Source organism: Salmonella sp. 741265116_PST (genome assembly GCF_046567715.1).
Taxonomy (GTDB): Bacteria; Pseudomonadota; Gammaproteobacteria; order Enterobacterales; family Enterobacteriaceae; genus Salmonella; species Salmonella enterica.
Genome location: NZ_JBKFPH010000025.1, coordinates 1 through 23,251, shown reverse-complemented (window position 1 = coordinate 23,251; position 23,251 = coordinate 1). Strand labels below are relative to the sequence as shown.

Here is a 23,251-nt window from a genome sequence, read left to right as displayed (position 1 = left end):
GATCGCGTAAATTCGCTCCAGAATACGCGCTTTTGGCGAACAGAAACCGGTTACAGTCCGCATTTTCGCGACCAAAAAACGGAAAAGGTGTGCTACATCTCCGGGCATTCCACCTTGCCGAGAGCCTGCCAGTAGTTATGCTGATTGTTGCGCTCTATCGCGATCATCGCCTCCCGAATATGCTGCTGGTTCCCCTCGCTCGCCATGATTTTTTTCTCCCAGGCTTCATCGGTTAACGCGCCTTTGGGCGTACACATTTTGCGCAAATCCTTTAAAATCGTGTTTTTTTCATGTGCCGTCTGAAGCGAGCTAAACGGAGAGTCGGCATACGTGACGCCCGGTAGCGCGACAAGTGTGGCAATAAGCAGAAGCGTTTTTCGTTTCATAAACGGTATCCTTATCGGTTTGCACTTTTTCAAGAGTAAGTATAGACCGTGCGACGTTCACTCATCGGGGCGTGCTATCCGTTGGCGTTGAAGTCAGGCAAAAGTGGGAAGGCGGTTTCTCGCTGCGCCTTCACTTTCTTGCGTGGCAGAATAGTGTATGTTCTGACTACTCTTTTATTTCGTAAGCGGTAGTGTAATGAGACGTATTGAGATCGTACTGGGAGAGCTGGAACGGCTGACGCACGGGCTATGCCTTGCCGATTTGGCGCAGGAGACGGCGTTTACGGCGGAGGCGATAGGTTTCAATCTTGGGCTGGCGCGTAACTCCGTCAGCAAAGATCTCAATCAGTTATGGAATGACGGCCTGGCAATCAAAAGCCGTGGCCGCCCGGTCTATTTTCTGCATCGCCAGGCGCTGGAAACGTTGCTAGGACGACAGCTGGAAGAGTCTGAACGCGAGGTGCGGTCGGTGGCGGATGTGCTACCGCATGAAGAGCATTACGCGCCCGACGATCCGTTTACCAGCCTGATTGGTTACGATCGCAGCCTGCGCGATGCGGTAGAAAAAGGCCGTGCGGCGGTGCTCTATCCGCACGGTTTACACGTTCTGCTTACCGGGCCGTCCGGCGTCGGTAAAACCTTTTTTGCGGAACTGATGCACCGTTTCGCCTGTGAACAGGCGAGCGGCGCTATCCCGCCGCTGGTCTACTTTAACTGCGCGGAATACGCCCATAACCCGGAACTGCTCTCCTCGCATCTGTTTGGTCATCGGCAGGGGGCGTTTACCGGCGCGAATGAACATAAAACAGGCCTCGTGGAGCAGGCGGACGGTGGTTATCTGCTGCTGGACGAGGTGCACCGTCTGTCTTATGAAGGGCAGGAAAAGCTGTTCTCTATTCTGGATAAAGGCGAGTACCGTCCGCTCGGCGTGAGTAGCCAGCCGCGATCAATTTCGGTACGCCTGATTTGCGCCACTACTGAGCCGGTCGGGTCGGCGCTGTTACGTACTTTCCAGCGGCGTATTCAGGTATGCATTGATTTACCGGGCATTCGCCAGCGCTCCGTTGAAGAACAGATCGAACTGATCGTGGGGTTCTTACAGCGGGAAAGCCGCAAAATAGAACGCACGGTCAGCATTGATAAACCGTTGTTGCTCTGGTTGCTGAATAAACCCCTGGAAGGCAATATCGGTCAGCTAAAAAGCGATATTCAGTTTCTTTGCGCTCAGGCGTGGGCATCGGGAATGACCGAGCATAACGACACGCTACAGCTGGATAAACGGCTGGCGGAGATGTCGGTTAACCCGACGCCGGAACAGCGTCTATTGGTGGATACTCTGTTTGACGGTAAAGCGCGGCTAAATATAGACGCGCGCACGCTGCCCGCATTGAAGACGTCGCTGGCGACCGGGGCGGAAATTGAAGAGAGCGACCTCTTTTACAGCTTCCTAACGCGCGAATATGTTAATTTGCGCAACAGTAACGTCCCCCCGGCGGAGACGCTGGCGATCCTGAAAAATAAACTCAGCTCGATTTTTGAATACGGTCTCTACAGCCGCGACAGCGTGGCGCATCCGCCGCGCTATGGCGACCAGATTGAAGAGCGCGTGACGCTGCTGATTGGCTGCGTAGAGCAGGTGTTGGGCTTTTCGCTGCCGGAAAATCTGGTTAACCCACTGCGTAAACACTTCCTGGCGCTGATAGGCTACGTGCAGCGCGGCCTGATCCCGCAGCTTTACTCTTCCAGTTTGATCCTGGATCGCTGCAAAGACGAATATGACAACGCCGCGCTGCTGTGTCGGAAAATCAACGAACTGCTGCATATTCAGTGTCCGGCGACGGAAGTGGTCTGGCTATGCCTGTTCCTGAAAGAGTGCCGCCATTATCGTCAGCGCATCGATGCCAGCCCCGACTGCGGGGTCATTTTGATCGCCCACGGCGCGACCACCGCCACCAGTCAGGCGCAATATGTCAACCGTGTGCTGGAGCGCGAGCTGTTCAGCGCCATCGACATGCCGTTTGAGCAGTCGGTACATGACACGCTGGAAACGCTGACCCAAATGATTCAAACCCGCCAATATCGGCGGCTTATCCTGTTGGTGGACATCGGTTCATTAATCCATTTCGGCAGTACGATCAGTAAGTTATTCCAGATAGATGTTTTGCTCATGCCGAACATCACGCTGACCAGTCTGCTGGAAGTCGGGCTGGATTTAAGCTATGAAACCAGCGACTTACCACAGTTGACGGCGCTCCTGCAGAGTAAAAATATCCCCTGCCAGCTTTGTACGCCGCAGCAGGAGAACGGCGGCAAAGTGCTGGTCATCTCCTGTATTACCGGCATGGGAACGGCGGAAAAAATCAAAAAGGTGCTGGAGGAGAGCTTTGGCGAACTGATGTCGCAAGATACCAGGATGGTGATCCTTGATTATAACGAGGTACGTAGTCTGGAGCGCGTTCAGCAGGCATTGAATGCCAGCGAGCGGCTGGCGGGGATTGTCGGCACTTTCCAGCCGGGGCTGCCGGATATTCCGTTTATTTCGCTGGAAGAGCTTTTCTCCGAACAAGGGCCGGAACTGGTGTTGAGCCTGTTAACGCCCGATCTGTCCAACGCTGAACGCCGTCTGGAGATGGAGCGCAGCGCCATGCGCTTTATCAGCGCGCTAACGATGGAGAGCATCATCAACCATATTTCCGTGCTTAACCCGCAGCGTATTCTGAAAGAGATGGAGGGCGTTTTTAACCATCTGACGTCTTCGCTTTCCCTGAAACCAAGCCGCCAGGTGACACTGCGCTTCCTGATCCACTGCTGCTGTATGGTAGAGCGTATTGTGATTAACCGAAAACCGTTACAGATGGCGCTGGAAAGTCAGCCGAATCTGGACGCGCGCGCGTTTAGTGTCATCAAATCCGCTTTTCTGCCGATCGAAGACGCCTACGCCATCCGTTTATCGGATGCGGAATATTTTTATATCTACGAACTGCTCTATAGCTAATCCTTTTACTGGCGGGGCTTCGCGCCTCGCCAGACCTTTCTTCTTCCTCACGTGACACAAATTCTGGCACAACCTTTGCTCTTCTGATGATGCGTTATGCCGGATAGCGGCGTAAACGCCTTATTCGGCCTACCGGGAGTGTCCTGTAGGCCCGGTAAGCGCAGTGCCACCGGGCAATATATGCCGGTGTTCTCATGTAATTGCGCCAGGAGGCCATTTTGACTACCACACAACCGTTGCCCCACATCCTGCTGCTGACGCATGGCGGCTGGGGACAACCGCTTTGCAACAGCCTGCGTATGGTCACGGGCGAAATTAAAGGCGTGACGGAAATCGCGCTAATGCCTGTCGATACGCTGGGCGAGTTTTATCAACGCGTCGAGGCCGTGGTGAAAACGCTGCCGGAAGGCTCGCTGATCCTGACGGATTTTGTCGGCGGCACGACGTCCAACGTCGCGGCGCGGCTAAGCGCCGATTATCCGGTGGCGGTGATTGCCGGACTGAATGCGTCGCTACTGCTGGAGGCGCTGGACAGGCGCGAACAAGGGATGCTAACCGCCTGCGTGGATGAGTTAGTTGAGGCCGGGCGCAGTAGCTGCCTGGATGTGGTCGCCCATGTACGTCAGCTACAACAATCACTCTAAGGAAAACATCATGGCCAATATCGTTTTATGCCGCATCGACAGCCGTCTCATTCATGGGCAGGTTGTCACGAAGTGGGTCGGACAATCTCAGGCGAACCGGATAGCCGTTGTGAGTGATGAACTGGATGCCGATCCGTTTATGAAAAATATCTACCTGATGGCCGCGCCGCCAAATATCAAAGTGGATTGCTTCGGCAACCAGAGTTTTGCCGCCGCATGGAAAGAAAATCAGCTTGGCGACGGTAACGTGCTGGTGCTTTTTCCCTCACTGGCGGCGGTGCAGGACGCCATACAACTGGGCTTTGACGTCACTCGCATTCAGGTTGGCGGTCTCGGCGGCGGGCCAAACCGCAAGGCGGTTTTTCAGAATATTACGCTGGATGAAAAAGACGTCGGCATTCTTAACGACCTGAAAAACCGTGGCGTTCAGGTATTTTTCCAGACCATCCCGGAAGATAAGCCGCAGCCGCTCGACGATATCCTGAAAAAATTCTAACCCTTTAATAGACACAAAATCATTCTGGATGCATCGAGGCGGCAACTGAGTGAATCCCCTGGAGCTTACTAAAGTAAGTGACTGGGGTGAGCGAAGGCAGCCAACAAAGAGGCAGCCTGAAGGATGAAGTGTATAGGATAACACTATGGATACCTTACTCTTTGCAAGCCTGATGGGGTTGTATTACTGGTTTGCCCGTTTACGCCTCGGCTACACCTTCTCCGCGATGCTGTTACAACCGGTGGTGATCGCGGTATTTGTCGGGCTTTTGCTTGGCAATATGCAGACCGCGATGATCATCGGCGCAGGGATGCAGCTCGTTTATTTGGGCGTGACCTCAACGCCGGGCGGCAACGTGCCGTCGGACCCGGCGCTGGCGGCCTGTATCTCCATTCCTATCGCGGTGAAGGCCGGTATGGACCCAAACCTGGCGATCGCGCTGGCAATCCCGTTTGGCGTGATTGGCGTGTTTCTCGATCAGCTTAGGCGCACGCTGAACGCCGCCTGGGTGCATATGGCGGATAAACACGCGGAAACGGCAAACATGGCGGGCATCATGCGTTGCGCCTTTCTTTACCCGGCATTATTGGGGCTGGTGCTGCGCTTCCCGGTGGTCTTTGCCGCTAACTACTTTGGCCAGGATGTGGTGGAAAGTTTCCTTAAACTGATGCCGCACTGGTTAACCCACTCCTTTGAAATCATGGGCGGCATTCTGCCGGCGCTGGGCTTTGCCATCACCATTATGGTGATCGGTAAAAAGAGCCTGCTGCCGTGGTTTATCGGCGGGTTCTTCGCGGTGTTGTACCTCAAGGTCGACATCATGGCGATGGCCATCTTCGGCACCTGTGTCGCCTTCCTGATTAAAGGCCTGGCGAAAAATGAAGGAGCAGCATGATGAGCAGTGACGTAATGCAACATGAACTGGTTGAGCGTGCGCGGGAAAGCGGGGCGCTGACCAAAGCAGATATCACCAAAGCCTGGTTTATCTACTGGCTGGGCGCCGAGGTTTCCAGCTCCTATGAGCGCTTACAAAGCCTGATTTTCTGCGCCTCGATGACGCCGATCATCAAAAAACTCTACCCGCAAAAAGAGGAGCAGGTAGAAGCGCTAAAACGCCACCTTAACTTCTTTAACTCCGAGCAGACCTTCGGCGCGGTGATTCAGGGCATCTCTATTGCCATGGAAGAACAAAAAACGCGCGGCGAGCCGATTAACGACTCGTCTATCACCGGCATTAAAACGGGCCTGATGGGGCCGCTTGCCGGGATGGGCGACTCGATTATCTGGGCGGCGGTGATGCCGCTGTTGATAGCGATCTTTATTCCGTTCGCGGCAAATGGCAGCGCGATGGGCGGTATTATCCCGCTGATTCTCTACCCGGCGATCACCCTGGCGATCAGCTACGGCATGGTCCACAAGGGATATACGCTGGGGCGTGATTCGATTATCGGCCTGCTGCAAGGGGGGCGAATCAAAGAACTGATCTACGGGGCCAACGTGCTGGGTTTGATCATGATGGGCGCGCTTTCCGCCAGCTACGTCAAAATCACCACGCCGTTAAAAATTAGCGCCTTGAAAGGATCTGAAGTGGTGGTTCAGCAGATCCTCGACTCTATCGCGCCGGGCTTACTGCCACTGACGGCGGTATTCGCCATCTACTTCTATCTGGTAAAAAAAGGGCCGCGCTACACCACCATTTTGCTGTCGATTGTCGCACTGAGCATAGTCTGTTCGTTGTTGGGAGTGCTGTAAATCATGACGCCGAATATCTATCAACAACTGGGGTTGAAAAAGGTCATTAACGCCTGCGGCAAAATGACCATTCTGGGCGTCTCAAGCGTCGCGCCGGAGGTCATGCAGGCCACCGCGCGCGCGGCTTCCGCTTTCGTCGAGATTGACGCGCTGGTGGAAAAAACCGGCGAACTGGTATCGCGCTATACGGGTGCTGAAGATAGCTATATCACCTCGTGCGCCTCGGCGGGTATTGCCATTGCCGTCGCTGCCGCTATCACCCACGGCGATCGGGCGCGCGTCGCCCTGATGCCGGACAGTACCGGTATGGCCAATGAGGTAGTGATGCTGCGCGGGCATAATGTGGACTACGGCGCGCCAGTCACCAGCGCCATTCGTCTTGGCGGCGGGCGCATAGTGGAAGTGGGGTCGAGCAATCTGGCGGCCCGCTGGCAACTGGAAAGCGCCATTAACGAAAAGACCGCCGCGCTACTGTATGTGAAATCACACCATTGCGTACAGAAAGGCATGTTGAGCATTGACGATTTTGTACAGGTGGCGCAGGCCAACCACCTGCCGTTGATTGTCGATGCCGCGGCGGAAGAGGATTTGCGCGGCTGGGTAGCGAGCGGCGCGGATATGGTTATCTATAGCGGCGCGAAAGCCTTTAATGCGCCAACCTCCGGGTTTATCACTGGTAAGAAAACGTGGATTGCCGCCTGCAAAGCGCAGCACCAGGGGATTGCCAGGGCAATGAAAATCGGCAAGGAAAACATGGTTGGGCTGGTGTATGCGCTGGAGAATTACCACCAGGGCCAGATGACCGTGACCGCCGCACAGTTACAGCCGGTCGCGGAAGCGATTTCCGCCATCCATGGGCTTTATGCCGATATCGAACAGGATGAGGCCGGGCGTGCAATCTGGCGTATTCGTGTGCGGGTGAACGCGTCAGAATTGGGGCTGAACGCGCAGGACGTCGAAGCGCAGTTGCGCGGCGGCGAGATAGCGATTTACGCCCGCAAATATCAGCTTCATCAGGGGGTTTTTAGCCTCGATCCACGCACGGTAGCTGAAGGGGAAATGGCATTGATTGTGGCGCGACTCAGGGAGATTGCAGAACATGCAGCAGATTAATTTTTATCGTCAGCGGGTAGCGATTAACGTGCTGGCAAAGGATATCGCCAACGCGAAGGCTATCTATGAAGCCGCCGAAGGCCATGCGGTCATTGGCGTACTTTCCGCGCAGTTCGCTACGGTAGAAGAGGGTGTGCCGGAGGTGAAACGCTGGATGGCGGAGGTGCCGTCTATCTCGGTGGGTCTGGGCGCAGGCGACCCGGCGCAGTACTACAAAGCGGCGATGATTGCCGTCCATACTCACCCGGCCCATGTCAATCAGACCTTTACCGGCAGCGGCTTCGCAGCGGGCGCACTGGCGGCGACAGGCGGCGAGCAAACACATATTAACGCCCTGGTCAGCCCGACGGGAACGCCTGGCGAGGTGGTGATTTCTACCGGCGTCAGCAGCAGCCAGGGAACGCCAGCCCGCGTTTCCTGTGAAGCGGCGGTACGCATGATGCAGGATATGGGCGCACATGCGGCGAAGTTTTTCCCGATGGGCGGCGAAAAGTCGTTACCGGAACTCTATGCGCTGGCGACCACCGCCGCCCGCCACGGCATGACGCTCATCGAGCCGACCGGCGGTATCTCACTGGATAATTTCGGTATTATCCTGCAAACCTGCCTGGAAGCAGGTGTGCCGCGCGTCATGCCGCATGTTTACAGCTCGATTATCGATCCGCAAACCGGCAATACGCGCCCCGAAGACGTCATTCGGTTGATGGAGATAGTCAAAGCGCTGGTGTGAGATTTATCGCCGAAGAGCGCTGCGTTTACCTGGCCTACAGATGACGTGTATTTGTAGGCCCGGTTAGCGTTACGCTATCGGGCGATAATGCGTAGCAGGCTGGGCAAAAATGTACGTATTGCAGCCGTCAGTGATTCCCTTTCGAGCCTCCTCGCAGGGTTAAATTTTCCTGAATGCTGTCTGTATTTTTGGCGAGTACAGTGGCGTCATCTTATGCCTCAGGTGACGGATCGCCATGAAAAAAAGCCCCACGTCCACGCCTCATGATGCGGTATTCAAAACGTTTTTACGCCATCCGGATACCGCGCGGGATTTTCTCAATATTCATCTTCCCCATTCGCTAAGAATACGTTGCGATCTGACGACGTTAAAACTGGCGCCGGACAGTTTTATCGAGAAAAATTTACGCGCGTTTTATTCCGACGTCCTTTGGTCGCTAAAAACGTGTGAAGGCGACGGTTATATCTATGTCGTTATAGAGCATCAGAGTACGCCGGACGCGCATATGGCGTTCCGGTTAATGCGTTACGCGACTGCCGCGATGCAGCGCCATCTGGATGCTGGCCATAAAACGTTACCGCTGGTGATTCCCATGCTGTTTTACCATGGCGCGAAAAGCCCGTATCCCTTTTCGCTGTGCTGGCTGGATGAGTTTGACGATCCTGCACTGGCGCGTCAGCTTTATGCGACGGCATTTCCACTGGTAGACATTACGGTGGTGCCGGATAACGAGATTATGCAGCATCGACGTATCGCGATGCTGGAGCTGGTACAAAAGCATATACGTCAGCGCGACCTGATGGGATTGGTCGAGCGCTTAGCGGTACTTCTGATTACGGGAAACGCTAATGACAGTCAGCTAAAAGCGCTGTTTAATTATTTGCTAATACAGCATGGCAGCACGCCTCGTTTTGGCAAGTTTATCCGCGAGGTGGCACGTCGTGTTCCCCAACACAAGGAGAGATTAATGACGATCGTAGACAGAATACGTGAATCGGGGCGCAGAAAAGGTAAGCGTGAAGGCGTGCAACAAGGCATACAGCAAGGTATACATCAAGGTAAGCAGGAGGAGGCCTTGCGTATTGCGCATACGATGCTGGAACAGGGGATCGAGCGAGAGATGGTGCTGATGATTACCGGGCTTTCTGACGAAGAGATTAAGGCAAAGCGCCATTAAACTTTTCCCTCTTCCGCCCGGTCATCGTGATTATCAACGGCGTTAAGCGGCCCGCGCGCGTCGACGGGAATCGAGGGAGATCAGAATCACTGACGAGAGAATGAGCAGCGTGCCCAGCCAGTCCGGCAAGGTAAAACTAATCCCCAACAGCAGCAGCGACAGCAGGGCGCTGCTTAACGGTTCCGCGCAGCTTAAAATGCTGGCTTTGGGGCCACCAATCAGTTGCGCGCCTTTCAAATACAGGCTGAACGTCAGCGACGTACCAATCACCACCAGGTAGAAAAAGGCCAGAATCAGGCTGCCGCTTACCGCAAAGTGCGTTCCTTCTTTAGCGTAGAAGGGCAGCAGAATAAGGCCGCCAAAGGACATACTCCAGCCGACCACTGGCAGCGTGCCGTATTGGGCGATTAGCCTGGAAGGCCAGGTCGTATAAAAGGCGGCGGCAAATGCGGAGGCGATACCCCAGAACAGCGCGCCTGAAGAGATCGACAGCGATGTTGGATTGCCGTGAGTCACCAGTAAAAAGGTGCCGATAAGCGATGTAAGAATGGCGGTTAAGACCAGAATGCCTGGTCGTGTTCTTCGCGCTAATGCAAACCACGCCACAATAATGGTCGGCGATAAAAATTGCAGCACTGTCGCGGTGGCGGCATTGGATTTTTCAATCGTGAGCAGGAAGGTTAGCTGAACGGTGAGCGCGCCCACCACGGAGAAAATCAGCAGACTCAGTGCATCTTTGCGGTTTTTAAGAATCGAAAATATCTTATCGCCGTGCATAAAGGAGAAGGTCACCAGTATCAGCCCGGCGAATAACAAACGTATCATCGTCAGGAACTGTGACGACATACGGCTTTGCTCCATGATGTACTGCGCGCAAACGCCTGAACTCCCCCACAATACGGCGGCAATCAGGACGTTTAGCATCCCTTTTCTGGTGGAACCCATTTTTTCCTCGTCATGTTGTTTTATTTTTTTACGTGCAGGCATCATAACAGAGCTATCGTTGGTATTAAGCAGGAATTTATTGTTTAATGATTTCAGGCGAGCCTGTTATTGACATAATATTGTCATTTTTTTGTCATAGGCAAATATCAAACAAACTTAAACAAATCGTCACTATCCCCGCCTTTGCACTTTACAGAACATATTGACTGACTATAATAAGCGCAAATTCATGCAGGAGTAATATGTTGGACAGTCACTTTTACGTAAATCATCTGGCAAGTTAACGCACGCTATTCCTGCGCTGCTTGCCGAACCGGTGGGCAGCAATCTCCCTTTGTGACGATTGTCATCCCAGTAATATTACAACACGCGCATTGTCGCGAGGTAATCGTCATGTTCATGTTTAAACACGCTTTATTTCCTCCGCCGTTAACACGACGCTAATTGCCTCAGGGCAGAAATTTGTCGTGTGCTAAATATAGCACGTACTTATTCTTCCAGAAAAAATGGAGGAACGTATGTTAATGTTTCCTTATATTTTGAATTTACTGGCCGCTATGCTGTTGGGCGCGCTGATTGGCGCGGAAAGACAATGGCGTCAACGTATGGCGGGATTACGCACTAATGCGCTGGTGGCGACAGGCGCCGCCGTTTTTATTCTGAGCTCCATGACGACATCGCCAGACAGCCCCGGGAGAATTGCGGCGCAGATTGTCTCTGGTATTGGCTTTCTGGGGGCGGGTGTCATCATGCGCGAAGGGATGAATGTGCGCGGACTGAACACTGCGGCAACGCTATGGTGTTCGGCGGGCATCGGCGTGTTATGCGGCTTAGGGCAGTTCAAAAATGCGCTGGCGGCGACGATCATTATTCTTTGTGCCAATATTTTACTGCGTGAAGCGGCGCAGCGTATAAATCAACTCCCGGTATCCGCCGAGGGAGAAAAACGTTATATCCTGAAAGTAACCTGTAATAAAGAAGATGAAAGCGCGGTTCGTCAGTGGTTACTGAATATCGTAAAAGAGGCCGCGATCTGTTTACAAGGGTTAGGTTCGGTCCCCGCTCAGGAACAGGGTTATAAAGAAATTCGTGCCGAGCTCGTGGGTCATGCTGATTATCGTAAAACGCGAGAACTGATTATATCCAGAATAGGTGATAACGATAATATCACCGCAATTCACTGGAGCATTGATAGTCAATAATAGTTTTTTATTCAATTGCAACATTACGCCAGGCGTATAAGGAGGGAATGATGGATATTCCCGAGCCGATAAAATAAAACTCACTCAAATAGAGAGTAAGCAATAACTCTTTTTTATGCATAGATAATTCTCCCGGGGCATTCACCTTGAAATCGTGAGTTTACTATTCCCCGGGCGTGATATGCAGGAAACACTACACCTTAATTTTGGGGATTCATCATGACTGACATGAACATTGAAAACCGGAAACTCAATCGCCCGGCGTCAGAAAATGATAAGCAGCATAAAAAAGTATTTCCGATCGAAGCGGAAGCTTTTCATAGCCCGGAGGAGACACTGGCGCGGCTGAACAGCCATCGTCAGGGCCTCACGATAGAAGAGGCCAGCGAACGGTTGAAAGTGTATGGGCGCAATGAAGTGGCGCATGAGCAAGTTCCTCCGGTGCTGGTTCAGCTTCTGCAGGCATTCAATAACCCGTTTATTTACGTTCTGATGGCACTGGCAGGGGTCAGTTTCATCACGGATTACTGGCTCCCGTTACGCCGTGGCGAAGAGACCGATCTCACCGGCGTGCTGATTATTCTGACGATGGTCAGTTTGAGCGGGTTATTGCGTTTCTGGCAGGAGTTTCGCACTAACAGAGCAGCACAGGCGCTGAAAAAGATGGTGCGCACCACCGCCACGGTGTTGCGTCGTGGACCGGGCAATATAGGCGCGGTGCAGGAAGAGATTCCCATTGAAGAGCTGGTGCCGGGCGATGTGGTTTTTCTGGCCGCAGGCGATCTGGTGCCCGCCGACGTCCGACTGCTGGCGTCGCGCGATCTCTTTATCAGTCAGTCAATTCTTAGTGGTGAATCATTACCCGTAGAAAAATACGATGTTATGGCTGATGTGGCAGGTAAAGACAGCGAGCAATTGCCTGACAAAGATAAAAGCCTGCTAGATTTGGGCAATATCTGTCTGATGGGAACCAATGTAACCAGCGGCAGAGCGCAAGCGGTCGTGGTTGCGACGGGAAGCCGTACCTGGTTCGGCTCGCTGGCGAAATCCATTGTGGGTACGCGTACCCAGACGGCTTTCGATCGCGGAGTCAACAGCGTGAGCTGGCTGTTGATACGCTTTATGCTGATCATGGTGCCGGTTGTCCTGCTAATCAATGGTTTCAGTAAGGGAGACTGGGTAGAGGCTTCGCTGTTCGCGCTGGCGGTTGCGGTGGGGTTGACGCCGGAAATGTTGCCCATGATTGTCAGTTCCAACCTGGCAAAAGGCGCGATTGCGATGTCGCGGCGCAAAGTGATCGTCAAGCGCCTGAACGCTATTCAAAACTTCGGCGCGATGGATGTGTTGTGTACAGATAAAACCGGCACCTTAACCCAGGACAATATTTTTCTGGAGCATCATCTGGATGTGAGCGGTGTAAAAAGCAGCCGGGTATTGATGCTGGCCTGGCTGAATAGTAGCAGCCAGAGCGGCGCCCGGAATGTGATGGATCGCGCCATACTGCGTTTTGGCGAGGGTCGCATCGCACCATCGACAAAAGCGCGCTTCGTTAAACGCGATGAACTGCCATTCGACTTTGTACGTCGCCGGGTATCGGTCCTGGTGGAGGATACGCAGCATGGAGACAGATGCCTGATCTGCAAAGGCGCTGTTGAAGAGATGATGTTGGTAGCCACCCATCTTCGCGAAGGCGATCGTGTGGTGGCGCTGACGGAAACACGCCGCGAGCTGCTGCTGGCGAAAACCGAAGATTACAATGCGCAGGGATTCCGTGTATTGCTGATAGCGACACGTAAGCTGGATGGTTCCGGGAACAATCCGACATTAAGTGTGGAGGACGAGACCGAACTTACCATAGAAGGGATGCTCACTTTTCTCGACCCGCCGAAAGAGAGCGCCGGAAAAGCGATTGCCGCGTTACGGGATAACGGCGTGGCGGTCAAAGTCCTCACCGGCGATAATCCGGTCGTGACGGCGCGTATCTGTCTGGAAGTGGGTATTGATACGCACGATATCCTGACCGGAACCCAGGTTGAGGCGATGTCAGATGCCGAACTGGGGTCTGAAGTGGAGAAACGCGCAGTATTCGCCCGGCTGACGCCGTTACAAAAAACGCGTATTTTGCAAGCGCTACAGAAAAATGGTCATACCGTTGGTTTTCTTGGGGATGGGATCAACGACGCGCCCGCGCTTCGTGATGCGGATGTGGGGATTTCCGTCGATAGCGCCGCCGATATTGCTAAAGAGTCATCAGATATTATTCTGCTGGAAAAAGATCTCATGGTGCTTGAGGAAGGCGTCATCAAAGGGCGGGAAACCTTTGGTAATATCATTAAATACCTGAATATGACCGCCAGCTCTAATTTCGGCAATGTTTTTTCGGTACTGGTAGCCAGCGCGTTTATTCCGTTTCTGCCGATGCTGGCGATTCATCTGTTGATCCAGAATTTGATGTACGATATTTCGCAGTTGTCGTTGCCGTGGGACAAAATGGATAAAGAGTTCCTGCGTAAGCCGCGGAAATGGGACGCGAAAAATATTGGTCGTTTTATGCTATGGATTGGCCCAACGTCTTCTATTTTCGATATCACAACCTTTGCGTTGATGTGGTACGTCTTTGCGGCTAATAACGTAGAGGCGCAGGCGCTCTTTCAGTCCGGCTGGTTTATTGAGGGTCTGCTCTCGCAGACACTGGTCGTGCATATGCTAAGGACGCAGAAAATACCGTTTATCCAAAGTCGGGCGACGTTGCCGGTATTATTGACGACCGGCTTGATTATGGCGATAGGCATTTATATTCCATTCTCACCTTTGGGTGCGATGGTTGGACTGGAGCCGCTGCCGCTGAGCTACTTCCCGTGGTTGGTGGCGACATTATTGAGCTACTGTCTGGTGGCGCAAGGCATGAAGCGCTTTTATATCAAACGCTTTGGCCAGTGGTTTTAATGATGTTTGAGGATCGCCCAGATGAATCGCTCACCCGATAAAATCATCGCGCTGATATTTTTACTGATTAGCCTGTTGGTGTTGTGTTTAGCCCTCTGGCAAATCGTTTTCTAACGAGGTGACGCCATGCAAAAAAGAGGGTTGGACAAAATTTTTTATCAGGTTGTCCTGATAGCAATCATCCTGATTTTACTGACTATCTGGATACGATAAGCTGCTGTTGGCGAGCCCCGCTTAAAATAAGAATCGATGTAGTTGTTCTTTTTATGGCGGGGCGCTATTTTCATGGTATCCCACATCAGAAGGGCAATATCATGAATAATCGTCGTGGTTTAACCGCCGTCCTGGCGACGTTGATTACGTTTTCCCTGAGCGCTACGCCTGTGCTGGCGAATCCGGGAAATGGCAATGGCGGCGGACATGGTAATAACGCGGCTAATCAGGGTAATAACGGTAACGGCCATAAAGGAAATGCCGGGCAAAAAACGGAACACCGTAAAAATGGCGGTAAACCGGATCACGTCGAGTCGGACATTAGCTATGCTGTCGCCAGGCAACTGGCAGTGAATTTAGGGCTGACGGGTTATCAGTCTTTACCTCCGGGGATTGCGAAAAATCTGGCGAGAGGAAAACCGCTGCCGCCGGGAATCGCTAAAAAAACGGTGCCGGCGTCTATGCTGGGACAATTACCTTATTATCCGGGCTATGAGTGGAAAATCGTTGGGGATAATCTGGTGCTGATCGCGCTCAGTACCGCGGTGGTCACGGCGATTATTAATGGCGTATTTGATTAAGAGCCTATCCCACCAGGCGTTATTGGCGCAGCCAGTTTGGACACGGACAGCGCGCAAAAACCGGAGCGTACACGTAGTACGTGAGGTTTGACTCGCTACGCTCGCCCTTCGGGCCGCCGCAAGCGGCGTTCAAAACGCTAACGCGTTTTGGCGAGCACTGCCCAGGACCAAAATGGCAAGTAAAATAGCCCCATTAAATAGGGCTATTTAGCCTCTTCAGGACGTTATTTATGCGCGCTGAGAATCCAGCAGTTCATTATTTTTTACTACTTCCTGCGCTTTGGTATAACTTTCAATCAGTAGCTGATAGGCCGGGAATATTTTGGTATATACATCCGCCCATTCTGCGGCATCATCCCGATTCCAGGTACGTTGCAGCTCAGAGGCTACCGCCGCGGTATCCATTGGTACTACGCCCGCCTGCACCACGCGGGCCATCGTAATTTCCTGCGCCATTTTACTGTACGTACCGGAGGCATCAATTACCGCAAATACCTTGTACCCTTCCGCGACGGCGCTGATGGCTGGAAAAGCCATGCAGACACTGGTAATAGTACCGGCGATGATCAGCGTTTTACGGCCTGTCGCTTTTACCGCTTGTACAAAATCGGCATTATCCCAGGCATTAATTTCCCCTTTACGCGCGACATATTGCGCGTGGGGCGCATTCGCATGGATTTCCGGAATCAGCGGACCATTCGGTCCCTGTGGTACGGATGCGGTAGTAATGACCGGCATATTGCATAAGGTAGCGATCTTAGCCAGCGCCGCGGCGCGCGCGCGTAATTCCGGCATCGGCATGTCGCCGACGGTCTGAAACAGGCCACTTTGGTGGTCAATCAGCAGCATTACTGCGTCGTTAGCATCAATGGCAGGGCGTTGACCGTTAAAATTCGCGGGTGTAGACATAATTCATTCCTTGTTGTTGCCTTTCACTGATAATCACTATCAGTGTTAAAGTCATTAATCGCCGGGGCGATTTCCGTTTTTAAGCTGATGACAGTAATCCGTTGCCGATCCTGGATTACCCTGTTGAGTTCTTTCTGAAGGAATATTCATCGGCATCTCCTTCAGTCGATTTACTTTCACGCGAATCTGTTATCACAACAATATTCATATTATGAATAAATGTTTCTATTTTACATGTCAGAGAGGATTATTGATTGAAAAAACAAACTATGCCCCTACAAATTGTTTCTGATGGATAGTTTTAAAATTATTTAGTATAAGTTTGAAATAGTTCAATTAAGAGTTAACTTATTTATATTTAAATAACATAAAGCACAGCTTAAATATTAAGTGGGAAGCGTGCTTTTATTAAGTATGGCTACTGTAACTCTTAATAAATTGGAAACTATCCCTACATAACGAGTGCTGCTTTTTTGGATATTACAAGCTATTATAAAGAACACATTCAATAAAACCCTGTCTTTCATAGGATATAGATTGTCAGGATATATTTTCTCATGATTTATCTATGAGATATTAAAGCGTAGTGGCACAGTAAATTTGGCTACCTGATTAAAGGTGATATTCTCACCTCAATACAAAACAGGAGACTTAACGAACAAGAAAACTATACCCAAAATAATTCGAGTTGCTTAAAGGCGGCAAGGGAGTGAGTCCCCAGGAGCATAGATAACTATGTGACTGGGGTGAGTGAGCGTAGCCAACACATAAGCGACTTGAAGTATGAAGGGTATAAACGTACTTTCACCCCTGAGTCTGCTATAATGAGAAAAGCGGTGTCTACGCTTACCTGTTAATGTCTTATGCCTCTCGCTCTTCTATATGATCGGTATGTGCAGGGGACAATCCATGTCCTGCTACGCAGCCACAGCATCAGACTATACTCAGTGGTGTCTATTAACCCTCTCCAACTACGTTATGTTTTGGCATGGTAACAATGCGATGTTATGGATAATTAACGATAATATTGAATTTAATCCAGAAATGAATCGCCTGGCGTCATTATCGAGGCCAGATCTCAACATTATTCTGACAACGCCCGCCAGCCGCTGCTTGCGCCTTCTGCTGGAAAACGCCCCCTCCGTCGTCTCACAACAAACATTCTTTCAAAAAGTGTGGGAAGAAGACGGCATGGTGGTGTCGGCAAATACGCTTTATCAGAATATCTCCATTATTCGCCGCGGATTACGTACCGTTGGCGAAAATGAAGATACGCTGATAATCACGGTTCCGCGTAGAGGCTTTCAGATTGAGCCTGGTGTGAGCCTCATGACCATCCGCAAAGACTTCGCTCAGACAATAGAAAAAAAGGGTGAGACGCCGCCACGTATGTCAGGGCGTTGGTTTAAACATTATGTACCTGTACTTTGGATGACCGGGACATTTGCTGTCGGTATTTTGCTTGGCGCTATAAGCTGGCAAACCGTTCCCGATAAGGATTTTTACGATCGCTACACGCTGGTTGAAACAACTCAGGGCTGTCATTTTTTCTCGCGAAATGAAGATATCGAAAGCGGTAGCCGCTTTGCAAGCTATAAGTCAATGATTCTAAAAACCGGTATGGATTGTCAGAAATACCCATGGGTCTATTTTCCTTCCAGCAGTCGCACCCCAGCGGTTACGGCATTGATTTGTCAGCAACCTTATAAAACGCGCGGTGATACAGGCTGCGTGACGCTTTTTTTCCGCGGGGTGACACATGGGTAAAAAGGCACTGATGTTAGCCTGCCTGACGCTACTGTTTCTGGGAGTAGGGCTTGGGCATCTTGTTCATTTATATACGGAAAAGAACCGGGATCCAGAGAAATGTACGGCGCCTGTGATTGTGTTTTATAACAACACTCAGGCTAACCTGACGCTGGACTTTATGTATTCGCTGAAAAAACGCACTGGGGTGGTTTCCATCAGCGGAACGTATTACGTCGATAATAAAATGAGCGGCGTGATCCGCCGTGATGTTTCCTATGTATGGAGTGAAAATAAAGACAGCACCCATTTTATATCGACGGATATCAACAAAGTCACGCGTGACGAAACACTGTCCGATGCGGTTATCGAGACGGTTTTACCCGATTTTTATGTCTATCCAGGGAAAAGTATCAGTTACACCATCCTGACTCAGGGCCATCGTGGCTTTATGTTCACCATCGGGAAACGCCCGATATTTTTCTGTACACATTAAGCGGTTTTGGGAGCCGTTCATGGAACGTATCAGCCAAATGAAAGCGCTTCCGGGTAAAAGCCGCTGAAGATCAGCGGCTCTGTTGTTACCGGAGTCAGAAACTGTATTTAACCCCCAGTAAGCCTTGGGTATTACTATAGCCCTGGTCACCTACCTGTTGCGCCACGTTACCCCATACGTTCAGGCGCGGGGTAATTTGCCCTTCAATACCCACTTTCAGTTCACCAATATTTTTCGTACCACGCATATCGCTGCTGACATCGTCCATCTTCACGCTGGCAGGCTGCGTATTATGGATCCAGTTCGCCTCCACGAACGGCTGGAACTCTCGAGATTTATCGTTATCAATAGCATTGTGGCCGTTAATATAGGCTTTTACGCCCATGCGGGTTAGCAGATTACCGGCGGTATCATCCTTGACGAGGGTACCATTGGCTTCGCGATGGTCGTCAGCCTGCACGCCCATCCATACCACCTGCGCTTTGGGCTGCAACCAGTAGCTTTGATGCGCGCTTTCACCTAACCTGAAGCTGTAACCGGCTTCAACCGAGGCGGTAATTCCTTTGGATTTATATTTCTCAGCGGCCTGATCCTGACCCATGACCTTGTTATCAAACCAGTTGTACAGCATCCAGGTATCCACATAAGCCCCAGACCGATCGATATTGTTAGCATACCAGGTGCCGTAAAGGCCGACGCTGTAACCGGTGACTTGACCACGGGAATGATAGTCACTCACGGACGACTGCGTGCGGTTCTGGCTGTTGGCATAACCTGCCATTGCACCAATATGCCAACGGTCAAGACCGTCAGTGCTCCACTGTGCCAGATCGCCTCCCACTTGTAACACATAGCTGTTGATGCGGGTTTTTAGCTGCCCGCTGCCATCGTTGAAGCGAGTATGGGCGCCGACGTTACGCATCCACAGGCTGGTGACCTTCTTCTCACCCGTCAGCATGTCGGTGTACTGGGTTTCACCCAGACGGTCATGGAGACGCGTCATGAACAGCGTATTTGCCGCATAGTTGTTGGCAAGATAGCTGCCCACTTCCGGACGGAACTGATGTTCTGTTATCGGCGGTGTGTCAGATTGCCCTATGTCAGGAATGACCGGATCAGGGATGACCGGGTCTACTGGCTCAGGGTCTACTGGATCAGGGTCCACCGGATCGGGAATAACAGGGTCAGGGATAACCGGGTCTACTGGATCAGGGTCTACCGGATCGGGAATAACAGGGTCTACCGGATCGGGAATAATCGGTTCGTCCGGCTCAATGTAGCTGGTCAGATACCAGTTTTTACCTTTCTGCACCACGTTGTAGTCATAGGCTCCGGCAACAATACGGCTTGCTTTTTCGAAAGTACCGTTAGAATTACCAGCAACGTTAACAATTTCAATACCTTCAATGGTTTGCGCCCCGGCTCCTCCAATATTATTTACTGCAACAAATGTGTTGCCTGAAGTATTGCCGAGAACCTGCAGCCTGTCCGTTTCGGAATCATCATCGTTGAGCACAGTATTAAAGACCAGCTTACCGCCGTTGCCTACATAATCTTCATTGATGGTGAGCGTTTGCCATGGCTCGCCATCTTCATGGCTGAAGTTAATGGTTGCGCCACTATTCAGCGTCAGGTCAGTGAGCGTTGAGCTGCTGGTCATATTCCAGGTCGCATCGCTCATTTGTACAGAGATAACGCCTGTGCCCGCCGTAGCGCTGGTGATGTACGACGCCCCGTCCCATCGCGAGTTGTCCGTCATATTGAGCTTAATTGTACTGTTCTGCTGCGGTAGCGTACCGCTGGCAGCGGTGGCGCCAGCAGCACGAATATCACCGTCGATGACGAAACGACCTCCTGAAGAACCGTCAACAATGCCGCCAGTCTCCGTGCTGATGGCGTAACTTTCGTTACTGTTATCGCCCGCCATAGTAATAGCCGCACCGCCTGCCAGATTAATGGCGCCTCGGGAGAGGGCGTATAAACCGGCAGGGGCTTTACTATAGGATGCAGCCTTACTGGCGCTGTTAACGCTAATAGTGGCATTCTCTCCCAAACTAACGGTAGCGTTAGTTGCATATACCGCGTGTGCGCTGGCACCGTTCACCGTAATAGTAGCGTTGTTGCCAAGCTCGGTTCTGGAGGATGATGCTGCGTAAATCCCCGTTGAGGATGCGCCGGAGGTTTCGATGGTTGCATCGTCACCCAGACGAATCAACGAACCGCTTTGTCCGGTACGCAGCCCCTCCGAACTGTCGCCGGTAGTAACAATATGTGCACGATTGCCGACGACAATCGTATTTTTGGCACGTGACGCATCCCGCATGGCGTTAGCTGTAATTCCACGTCCCTGGCTACCTGTTGTTTTGATATACAGATCGTCGCCGACGTAAATATTGGCCGATCCGGTCCAACCCTGGCCCAGTGAGTTATATCCGGCGTTAATACCGTCACCATCCTGACCATCCACGTAGATGTTGGTACGGTCACCGGTAATAATAAATACCGGGTTATCCGGAGTATTTGCGCCGTGAGTACGGATGCCATCGACGTCTCTACCATTATTCGCGGCATTCGCCGACTGCGTCCGAATGGTCAGGTCGTTGCCAAAAATCACGCCCGGACTTCCCGTCCCGCTGTTCTGAATAACCGTGACAGTGTGTTCAAACGCCTCCGCGCCCGGCCCATTAAGCGTGAGGCCATTGCCATAAACCGGGATGGTACCGGTGTTCCACTGATAAACGTAGTTGGGCATGGTACCGACTTTGGTGAAACCGGTACTGGCCTGAGCGGGAATAATGGCCTGTAATTCCGGCGGCAACTGGCTGACTAGCCCACTGGATGGCAGACTATCAACGTCAACCCAGGCCGCCTGGGAGGGAAATACTATAGAGGCTAATGCTGCTGATACCGCTATGGCGATGAATGAGTAATTTTGGGGAGTTGGCATTCTGCCTCCTGCATTATGGCGTAAAGCGTCTTCCACATCGCAATAATATGGAAATAATAAAAATGGAAACGGATCTATAAAATATTTGATATTATTTTATGAATGCTATGCCCTAGCTTATTTTCAAGCCGCAGCTTATGCACATAAAGTTTCTTAATATCAATATTGTCAATATTTACAATCTGCTGAATACTTATTCCTGATACAAAGCGCTTCAGTAATATAAATTCCGTATAGTTAAGCGTTCGTCCACGTTTACTGTTGGCGAGCCGACCAGTAAACAAGCGGTGTATCTTTTGCTGTTGCACAATATCATCGTCATCGGAATAAATAATTCCTTGTATTTTATTGCTTTTCAAAATCCAGTAATTGGCCAGCGGAGTTAAACTTCTGTCAGAAATCAGGACAATATGCATACCACTGTCTGCCAGACTGTCAGCCCATTGCAAATCGGTAAATCGTCGAAGATTCGGGAAAGAAAAATCAACAAAGATAAAACCGCTGGATAAATGGTTGTGTCTATCAAGCAATAACTTTTCAATAAACCCTTTTTTCAGGAAAGCATTACCATCTGGCCAGATGGAAAATGCCGCATTATGACAGTATTGCACCCGTACTGCGCTGTCAGGGAATAATTGACAGGATAAATCGCAACTAATGCAATGGACAATTTGTGAAGGTTTTCTCATCATCCTGAACGACTCCCGTCGATGTTTCTGTTAATATTTCATTGGTAAATAAATGTGTCAATCCAGATAATATACAGTGCTACGGCTGTCAAAAGGCGCGAATTATTGTCAGTGTCATAAACTCCTGGAAAGACCTAAAATACAGCTTTAAGGAACCATGACAGATCCGACAGTCGTAATACATCATTTCGGATTTGTATTTCACCCATTGGGATTTTTATACATAATCTCCAATATCAGAAAAAATATTAAAACAGCACTATTTGCTAAATCATGAGAGCGATAAATAATGGTTCTCAATACCATCTGTCTGCTGCCTTCGTCACTATCGGGGTGATGTGATGAAATATAAAAGTAATTCCTGTAAACCTGTAATGAATTCTTATTATTAAAACCTAATTTAAGATTTTTTCTTTCATTGCATTGTTATTCAATGACTTAATGGTGATATTTGTGCTCTCATCAACTTCTTATATACAAATTTAAGACTATTTTATAGAGACGCATGTAAACTTTAAGGGGGTGTAATGCTAATGCCATGAGAAAATCTTGTAACTTAATGCCGGGGGTTATACCTTGCCAATAAGTTGATCTGACTTAATTCTGATCGTGATAGTCTGAGCAACCGACAGACTTATCGGTCGAGGCAACTTCAGCCTCTGGCTTCTCTTTTCAATTGCTCATCTGATGAAAACTCTTTCCCGGAGCACATTAGTGAGAAACAGAATGTGGTCAAACCTAATGTCCATAGATGTCGTCAGTCACTTCACAAATATCCGCCTCCTGGCAGATATCTTTAACCGCTCGTCCAGCTTCGACCAACTTAATTACGGCGATGTTCTGATGCTCAGGGAGACGGGCTTTACGCATAGAGATTCCTTCGTCAACAGATCGATGACGTGATCTCTAAATGTGAATGGCACGATTCTGTGGGATACTTACAGTCGCGTCAGTGTTTAGCGAAGCAGACGATGTGCAGTTTTATCTGCCGGAAGGACGAAGTACAGGGTGACCGCTGGCACTGGGCAATAATAGCCAGAGGCCCGATTACCCTCTGGGCGACTGTAGATGTAATGCCTGGTTTATTTTTATTTCTCAATATTTGCGAGCGCCATCACATTCTTTATCGCTAAAAATGTGATCTATGTTGTAAATATCTCTCTGAAGCTATCTCTTATATTATTTCTGTCCGGTATTCAGGACACAATTTAGTATTGTTTTACCGCCTTCGGGATTTTTTTATTCCAATTCCCCCCTCTCTCCCAGCATAACTTTGCATTACTT

20 protein-coding genes and 1 pseudogene are annotated in these 23,251 nt (G+C 50.8%); 15 read left to right on the top strand and 6 right to left on the bottom strand.

All coding sequences use genetic code 11. The features are described 5' to 3' along the window. Window positions 1-92 precede the first annotated feature (92 nt). Window positions 93-386, bottom strand: coding sequence for a YicS family protein (locus ACLD11_RS16555; protein ID WP_079944086.1), 294 nt, complete (start codon window positions 384-386; stop codon window positions 93-95). A 196-nt stretch (window positions 387-582) separates the two neighbouring features. On the opposite strand from ACLD11_RS16555, the gene dagR reads away from it, so the two are divergent. From dagR to ACLD11_RS16515, 8 genes are all read left to right on the top strand, one after another. After that, a complete protein-coding gene (gene dagR / locus ACLD11_RS16550; RefSeq protein WP_079944087.1) occupies window positions 583-3,381 on the top strand; it encodes a transcriptional regulator DagR in 2,799 nt (932 codons plus the stop codon). A gap of 218 nt (window positions 3,382-3,599) precedes the next feature. Next, window positions 3,600-4,025: a PTS sugar transporter subunit IIA gene (locus ACLD11_RS16545; protein WP_000214106.1), complete on the top strand. Its 426-nt coding sequence runs from the start codon at window positions 3,600-3,602 to the stop codon at window positions 4,023-4,025. Window positions 4,026-4,035: 10 nt separating this feature from the next. Continuing rightward, on the top strand, window positions 4,036-4,521 hold the full coding sequence (locus ACLD11_RS16540) for a PTS system mannose/fructose/N-acetylgalactosamine-transporter subunit IIB (RefSeq protein WP_001284295.1): 486 nt from the start codon (window positions 4,036-4,038) through the stop codon (window positions 4,519-4,521). A gap of 145 nt (window positions 4,522-4,666) precedes the next feature. Next, window positions 4,667-5,416: a PTS mannose/fructose/sorbose/N-acetylgalactosamine transporter subunit IIC gene (locus ACLD11_RS16535; protein ID WP_000380259.1), complete on the top strand. Its 750-nt coding sequence runs from the start codon at window positions 4,667-4,669 to the stop codon at window positions 5,414-5,416. After that, window positions 5,413-6,273, top strand: coding sequence for a PTS system mannose/fructose/sorbose family transporter subunit IID (locus ACLD11_RS16530; RefSeq protein WP_161976246.1), 861 nt, complete (start codon window positions 5,413-5,415; stop codon window positions 6,271-6,273). Before ACLD11_RS16535 ends, ACLD11_RS16530 begins: the two co-directional genes overlap by 4 nt. 3 nt (window positions 6,274-6,276) lie before the next feature. Beyond that, window positions 6,277-7,386 carry a D-glucosaminate-6-phosphate ammonia lyase gene (gene dgaE, locus ACLD11_RS16525; RefSeq protein WP_411012136.1) on the top strand — a complete coding sequence of 370 codons (1,110 nt, stop codon included), beginning with the start codon at window positions 6,277-6,279 and terminating at the stop codon, window positions 7,384-7,386. After that, window positions 7,373-8,116, top strand: coding sequence for a 2-dehydro-3-deoxy-phosphogluconate aldolase (gene dagF, locus ACLD11_RS16520; protein ID WP_411015128.1), 744 nt, complete (start codon window positions 7,373-7,375; stop codon window positions 8,114-8,116). Before dgaE ends, dagF begins: the two co-directional genes overlap by 14 nt. Window positions 8,117-8,351: 235 nt before the next feature. Then, window positions 8,352-9,293: an Rpn family recombination-promoting nuclease/putative transposase gene (locus tag ACLD11_RS16515; RefSeq protein ID WP_000749540.1), complete on the top strand. Its 942-nt coding sequence runs from the start codon at window positions 8,352-8,354 to the stop codon at window positions 9,291-9,293. 42 nt (window positions 9,294-9,335) lie between these two features. On the opposite strand, the gene ACLD11_RS16510 is transcribed toward ACLD11_RS16515, so the two are convergent. Beyond that, window positions 9,336-10,238, bottom strand: coding sequence for an EamA family transporter (locus ACLD11_RS16510; RefSeq protein ID WP_000535970.1), 903 nt, complete (start codon window positions 10,236-10,238; stop codon window positions 9,336-9,338). 506 nt (window positions 10,239-10,744) lie between these two features. Here ACLD11_RS16510 and ACLD11_RS16505 point away from each other — a divergent pair. From ACLD11_RS16505 to cigR, 5 genes are all read left to right on the top strand, one after another. Next, window positions 10,745-11,440: an MgtC family protein gene (locus ACLD11_RS16505; RefSeq protein WP_000392699.1), complete on the top strand. Its 696-nt coding sequence runs from the start codon at window positions 10,745-10,747 to the stop codon at window positions 11,438-11,440. A 219-nt stretch (window positions 11,441-11,659) separates the two neighbouring features. Then, window positions 11,660-14,386, top strand: coding sequence for a magnesium-translocating P-type ATPase (gene mgtA / locus ACLD11_RS16500; protein WP_411012135.1), 2,727 nt, complete (start codon window positions 11,660-11,662; stop codon window positions 14,384-14,386). Between the two features lie 21 nt (window positions 14,387-14,407). Then, window positions 14,408-14,500, top strand: coding sequence for a protein MgtR (gene mgtR / locus ACLD11_RS16495; RefSeq protein WP_001082117.1), 93 nt, complete (start codon window positions 14,408-14,410; stop codon window positions 14,498-14,500). 12 nt (window positions 14,501-14,512) lie between these two features. Beyond that, complete coding sequence (gene mgtU, locus ACLD11_RS16490; protein WP_252515021.1) at window positions 14,513-14,599, top strand: magnesium transporter protection protein MgtU; 87 nt, start codon at window positions 14,513-14,515, stop codon at window positions 14,597-14,599. A 101-nt stretch (window positions 14,600-14,700) separates the two neighbouring features. Continuing rightward, window positions 14,701-15,180 (top strand): anti-virulence regulatory inner membrane protein CigR, encoded by a 480-nt coding sequence (gene cigR / locus ACLD11_RS16485; RefSeq protein WP_001065324.1) that lies wholly within the window; start codon window positions 14,701-14,703, stop codon window positions 15,178-15,180. Between the two features lie 228 nt (window positions 15,181-15,408). On the opposite strand, the gene ACLD11_RS16480 is transcribed toward cigR, so the two are convergent. Beyond that, on the bottom strand, window positions 15,409-16,089 hold the full coding sequence (locus tag ACLD11_RS16480) for an isochorismatase family protein (RefSeq protein ID WP_411012134.1): 681 nt from the start codon (window positions 16,087-16,089) through the stop codon (window positions 15,409-15,411). A gap of 909 nt (window positions 16,090-16,998) precedes the next feature. Between ACLD11_RS16480 and ACLD11_RS16475 the strand changes: the two genes are divergently transcribed. Beyond that, window positions 16,999-17,856 (top strand): transcriptional regulator, encoded by an 858-nt coding sequence (locus ACLD11_RS16475; protein WP_001278064.1) that lies wholly within the window; start codon window positions 16,999-17,001, stop codon window positions 17,854-17,856. 10 nt (window positions 17,857-17,866) lie between these two features. After that, on the top strand, window positions 17,867-18,331 hold the full coding sequence (locus tag ACLD11_RS16470; protein ID WP_023213975.1) for a hypothetical protein: 465 nt from the start codon (window positions 17,867-17,869) through the stop codon (window positions 18,329-18,331). 94 nt (window positions 18,332-18,425) lie between these two features. Here the strand turns inward: ACLD11_RS16470 and misL are convergent, their stop codons facing one another. From misL to ACLD11_RS16455, 3 genes and pseudogenes are all read right to left on the bottom strand, one after another. Further along, window positions 18,426-21,278 (bottom strand): intestinal colonization autotransporter adhesin MisL, encoded by a 2,853-nt coding sequence (gene misL / locus ACLD11_RS16465; protein ID WP_411015127.1) that lies wholly within the window; start codon window positions 21,276-21,278, stop codon window positions 18,426-18,428. A 74-nt stretch (window positions 21,279-21,352) separates the two neighbouring features. Next, window positions 21,353-21,970 carry a helix-turn-helix transcriptional regulator gene (locus tag ACLD11_RS16460; protein WP_023136631.1) on the bottom strand — a complete coding sequence of 206 codons (618 nt, stop codon included), beginning with the start codon at window positions 21,968-21,970 and terminating at the stop codon, window positions 21,353-21,355. A 756-nt stretch (window positions 21,971-22,726) separates the two neighbouring features. Beyond that, window positions 22,727-22,837: pseudogene (locus tag ACLD11_RS16455) on the bottom strand (transposase); the annotation flags it as partial. Between the last annotated feature and the right edge of the window lie 414 nt (window positions 22,838-23,251).

Excerpts from the sequence above, each read along its gene's own strand:
- cigR (WP_001065324.1), top strand. The coding sequence starts at position 14,701 with ATGAATAATCGTCGTGGTTTAACCGCCGTCCTGGCGACGTTGATTACG.
- ACLD11_RS16555 (WP_079944086.1), bottom strand. The coding sequence starts at position 386 with ATGAAACGAAAAACGCTTCTGCTTATTGCCACACTTGTCGCGCTACCG.
- ACLD11_RS16530 (WP_161976246.1), top strand. The coding sequence starts at position 5,413 with ATGATGAGCAGTGACGTAATGCAACATGAACTGGTTGAGCGTGCGCGG.
- ACLD11_RS16460 (WP_023136631.1), bottom strand. The coding sequence starts at position 21,970 with ATGATGAGAAAACCTTCACAAATTGTCCATTGCATTAGTTGCGATTTA.
- mgtR (WP_001082117.1), top strand. The coding sequence starts at position 14,408 with ATGAATCGCTCACCCGATAAAATCATCGCGCTGATATTTTTACTGATT.
- ACLD11_RS16505 (WP_000392699.1), top strand. The coding sequence starts at position 10,745 with ATGGAGGAACGTATGTTAATGTTTCCTTATATTTTGAATTTACTGGCC.
- ACLD11_RS16510 (WP_000535970.1), bottom strand. The coding sequence starts at position 10,238 with ATGGGTTCCACCAGAAAAGGGATGCTAAACGTCCTGATTGCCGCCGTA.
- ACLD11_RS16475 (WP_001278064.1), top strand. The coding sequence starts at position 16,999 with ATGTCCTGCTACGCAGCCACAGCATCAGACTATACTCAGTGGTGTCTA.
- dgaE (WP_411012136.1), top strand. The coding sequence starts at position 6,277 with ATGACGCCGAATATCTATCAACAACTGGGGTTGAAAAAGGTCATTAAC.
- ACLD11_RS16540 (WP_001284295.1), top strand. The coding sequence starts at position 4,036 with ATGGCCAATATCGTTTTATGCCGCATCGACAGCCGTCTCATTCATGGG.
- mgtU (WP_252515021.1), top strand. The coding sequence starts at position 14,513 with ATGCAAAAAAGAGGGTTGGACAAAATTTTTTATCAGGTTGTCCTGATA.
- ACLD11_RS16515 (WP_000749540.1), top strand. The coding sequence starts at position 8,352 with ATGAAAAAAAGCCCCACGTCCACGCCTCATGATGCGGTATTCAAAACG.
- ACLD11_RS16535 (WP_000380259.1), top strand. The coding sequence starts at position 4,667 with ATGGATACCTTACTCTTTGCAAGCCTGATGGGGTTGTATTACTGGTTT.
- misL (WP_411015127.1), bottom strand. The coding sequence starts at position 21,278 with ATGCCAACTCCCCAAAATTACTCATTCATCGCCATAGCGGTATCAGCA.
- dagR (WP_079944087.1), top strand. The coding sequence starts at position 583 with ATGAGACGTATTGAGATCGTACTGGGAGAGCTGGAACGGCTGACGCAC.
- ACLD11_RS16470 (WP_023213975.1), top strand. The coding sequence starts at position 17,867 with ATGTTAGCCTGCCTGACGCTACTGTTTCTGGGAGTAGGGCTTGGGCAT.
- mgtA (WP_411012135.1), top strand. The coding sequence starts at position 11,660 with ATGACTGACATGAACATTGAAAACCGGAAACTCAATCGCCCGGCGTCA.
- dagF (WP_411015128.1), top strand. The coding sequence starts at position 7,373 with ATGCAGCAGATTAATTTTTATCGTCAGCGGGTAGCGATTAACGTGCTG.
- ACLD11_RS16480 (WP_411012134.1), bottom strand. The coding sequence starts at position 16,089 with ATGTCTACACCCGCGAATTTTAACGGTCAACGCCCTGCCATTGATGCT.